General features: G+C 66.4%; 6 protein-coding genes. 1 reads left to right on the top strand and 5 read right to left on the bottom strand.

The window, feature by feature from the left end:
* From MJD61_16855 to MJD61_16835, 5 genes are all read right to left on the bottom strand, one after another.
* On the bottom strand, window positions 1-261 hold a 261-nt coding region (locus MJD61_16855), incomplete at its 3' end, for a hypothetical protein (GenBank protein MCG8556932.1).
* A 24-nt stretch (window positions 262-285) separates the two neighbouring features.
* Window positions 286-498: a helix-turn-helix domain-containing protein gene (locus tag MJD61_16850; GenBank protein ID MCG8556931.1), complete on the bottom strand. Its 213-nt coding sequence runs from the start codon at window positions 496-498 to the stop codon at window positions 286-288.
* A gap of 261 nt (window positions 499-759) precedes the next feature.
* Window positions 760-1,293 carry a hypothetical protein gene (locus tag MJD61_16845; protein ID MCG8556930.1) on the bottom strand — a complete coding sequence of 178 codons (534 nt, stop codon included), beginning with the start codon at window positions 1,291-1,293 and terminating at the stop codon, window positions 760-762.
* Window positions 1,290-2,246 (bottom strand): recombinase family protein, encoded by a 957-nt coding sequence (locus tag MJD61_16840; GenBank protein MCG8556929.1) that lies wholly within the window; start codon window positions 2,244-2,246, stop codon window positions 1,290-1,292. Before MJD61_16840 ends, MJD61_16845 begins: the two co-directional genes overlap by 4 nt.
* Complete coding sequence (locus MJD61_16835; protein ID MCG8556928.1) at window positions 2,243-2,329, bottom strand: DUF2924 domain-containing protein; 87 nt, start codon at window positions 2,327-2,329, stop codon at window positions 2,243-2,245. Before MJD61_16835 ends, MJD61_16840 begins: the two co-directional genes overlap by 4 nt.
* Between MJD61_16835 and MJD61_16830 the strand changes: the two genes are divergently transcribed.
* The coding region (locus MJD61_16830) for a hypothetical protein (GenBank protein MCG8556927.1) at window positions 2,315-3,130 on the top strand (816 nt) is incomplete at its 3' end. The genes MJD61_16835 and MJD61_16830 overlap by 15 nt on opposite strands.

Below are 3,130 nucleotides of genomic sequence, written 5' to 3'. Positions count from 1 at the left end.
GCGAAGCGACTGTTCCACGAGCGCAGCGTCGAATGGAACGCGGTGAATGACCGCGGCGTCCTCGAAGAGCAACGCCACGAGGTCCTTGGCAGAGAGGCGCCCGCGAAACCGGTTCCAGGTCGCGAGGCGCTCCTCGGTCAAACGCTGCGGCCTGCGTCCAGCGACCTCGTCGCGAGCGAGCGCGTGCAGGAGACTCGCGGCCCACGTTCCGGTGGGGCGCTGGTCGGGGGCCAAACCGGCCACGTCAAGCGTTGCGGCCATTCAGCACCTCCTAGGCATAGCGGTTCATCGGTCTCCCCCCTGATCAGCATCGGATGGCGCGCCGCCGCCGCGGGTCTGCGACGCGATCCATGTGTCGATGTCCTGCCGTCGGAAGCGCCACTGGCCCCGGACCTTGAAGCAAGGGATCTCGCCACGTTGGGCCATCGTGTACACGGTCTTCTCCGCGACTTTCAGCAGCTGCGCCACGTCGGGCACGGTCAAAATCTCGTCGGCCATCTGTTCGAAGCCTCAGGGCAACGGTTGACAGTCGTTGCCAATGGATGCCAAGCTACACCGGAACCGGGCCGGCGCACAACGGCTTCCTGCGACTTCCTGACGGGACTGAACCTACGCGGGGAAGAGCCGACGCCAGGCGGCAATCTGCTGTTGCCAGAGGCGGTTCGCGAGCACCTGCTCCCGGAGCGCCCGCTCGCTGATCGGCTGCGCGCCTGGGGCGACCTCGAGGCAGAGGACCTGGCCCTGCGGCGCAAGGATCGACTACGGCACCGAAGGGTGAACAGCAAGATGAAGACGGCTCGATCCTTCGATGCCGTGACTGCGTCGTTGTCGCCGCTGGACGCCATTCTGGCCATCGAGGGATCGAACCTCCTGCGGGGCTTCGTCGACGAGCGGATCGGCACCATCCAGCAGACAGTGGCATCCGCGAAAGCGAAGCCCGAGCTCGCGCCAGAGCGCCCGATCCTCCTTGCAGAGCGCGGGCACGATAGCAGACGCGAGCTTGTCGATGGCGTACCGGAAGAGCTGGACCTGAACCTCGAACGGGATCCGATACTTGAAACCCGACGGGTCTCGCTCCTCGGTGAGGTAGTCGAAGATGCTGTCGTCGCGCCCGTTCCTCTTGGCGGCTCCTCGAAGTGACTTGGCCGACGTGGCGCGCAGCGCACCGAGGGTCACCATCTCGGGCGCCACCTGATTGATCTGTCGGATGGCCGCGGTGTAGCCCGAGCGCCACCGGGGATACGGGACCATCGGGTCGAGGCGAAAGCGGACCGGCCAGCCTGCGTCCTTCATCTGCTGTGCCGCAGCGAAGCGTTCGGATGGCAGTGGCGTCCCGTGCTCCGGTACTCGGGGTTGCGGCCACGAGATGATGTGGTGCCGCGCCGGCTGTCGAGCAGCGCTTGCACGCGGCGAAACCGGTCGCGAGCGATGAGGCCTTCATGCTCGCCGTCGTGAAGCTCGTCGCCACAGGGCATGTAGCCGGCGTAGATGGCGTTCTTGAGAATGCGTAGTACGGCGTCCTTCGACCAGGGCCGCGCCTTGCGCACCCTCCCGTTCTTGGCCTTGTGGCGCTTCGTGGTCCGGCCTCGCTCGTTGAGGAGTTGCGCCACCGCGAGCGCGGAGCGGTGCTGCTCGTAGAGCTCGAAGGTCTCGCGGACGATCAACGCTTCGAGCTCATCGATGACGAGGCGCTTGTCTTCGACGCGATAGCCGGTCGGGACCTGGCCGCCCGTCCACTGGCCACGCCGGCGCGCTGCGTGGATCTTGTCACGCGTGCGCTCGGCGATCATCTCGCGCTCGAACTCGGCGAAGCTCATCAGCATGTTGAGCGTAAGCCGGCCCATGGCATCGGCCGTCGAGAAGTTCTGCGTGACGCTGACGAAAGCCGTGCCCGCATCGTTGAAGCGGGCCATCACACGCGCGAAGTCGAGCAGGGATCGCGACAGGCGGTCGACCTTGTAGACGACCACGATGTCGATCTTGCCCGCCTCGATGTCCTCTATGAGCCGCTGGAACGCGGGCCGCTCGAGGTTGGCGCCGGTGAAGCCGCCGTCATCGTACCGCTCCGGAAGAAGACGCCAGCCGAGATGGCCCTGGCCCTCGACGTAGCGCTCGCAGGCCTCGCGCTGGGCGTCGAGGGAGCTGAACTCCTGCTCGAGGCCATGCGCTGTCGATTTGCGCGTGTAGATCGCGCAGCGCTTGGTCTCGGATACCGGGACCGGTTTGCCGTTGGAACGCTTGCTCATGATTCTCGCTCCTTGCCAGCGCCCGCAACGGTCCGCGGCTGCAGACCCCAGAACAGGTATCCGTTCCAATGCGTCTGCGTGATCAGGCGCGCGATCTTCGAGAGGCTCCGGTACGTCTTGCCCCACGGGCGCAGCCGGGTTGGGTGGTGGTGGCGCAGCCGGTGTGGACGATGGAGGCGTGGCGGGTTCTGGCAGCGCCGGAACAGCCGGGGGCGCTGCCACGGCCGGGGGGCGAGCTGGTGTGGGCCAAACGCGCGGGCGGAAACGCTGAAGACTTCGCTCTTTCTGTCTCGGTCGTGCTGGATGGCTCTTCGCTGGTTGCAGGCTACTTCAGGGATACGGCGACCTTTGGTCCCGGCGAGCCGATGGAGACGGCGCTCATCTCCTCGGGCGAGTTCGACCTGTTTGTGGCGCGCTACAAGGCGGATGGCTCGCTTGCCTGGGCCAAACGCGCGGGTGTCGAAGAATACGACTCGGGCCTGTCCATCTCGGCACTTGGTGATGGGTCTGTGCTGATCGCGGGGTCCTTCCTCGGTACGGCGACCTTTGGTCCCGGCGAATCTGGACAAACCGTGCTCAGCGCTGCGGGTCAGCGTGACGTGTTTGTAGCGCGCTACAACGCGGGCGGCTCGCTCGCGTGGGCCAAGCGCGCCGGCGGCACGGGCCATGACTACGGCAAGTCAGTCTCCGCGCTTGTGGATGGCTCACTCGTTGTTACAGGCTACTTCGACGACACAGCGACGTTTGGCGACGGCGAGCCCGGAGAGACGGTGCTGAGCGTAGCGCCCCTGGGCAGCCAGCCGACTCCGTACCCTCGCTACGATTTGTTTGTAGCGCGCTACCACGCGGACGGCTCGCTCGCGTGGGCCAAGCGCGCCGGCGGC

The organism is Pseudomonadota bacterium (assembly GCA_022361155.1).
Lineage (GTDB): Bacteria > Myxococcota_A > Polyangia > Polyangiales > JAKSBK01 > JAKSBK01.
This window is presented reverse-complemented; position numbering and strand designations above follow the sequence as displayed.

Excerpts from the sequence above, each read along its gene's own strand:
- MJD61_16850 (MCG8556931.1), bottom strand. The coding sequence starts at position 498 with ATGGCCGACGAGATTTTGACCGTGCCCGACGTGGCGCAGCTGCTGAAA.
- MJD61_16845 (MCG8556930.1), bottom strand. The coding sequence starts at position 1,293 with ATGAAGGACGCAGGCTGGCCGGTCCGCTTTCGCCTCGACCCGATGGTC.
- MJD61_16840 (MCG8556929.1), bottom strand. The coding sequence starts at position 2,246 with ATGAGCAAGCGTTCCAACGGCAAACCGGTCCCGGTATCCGAGACCAAG.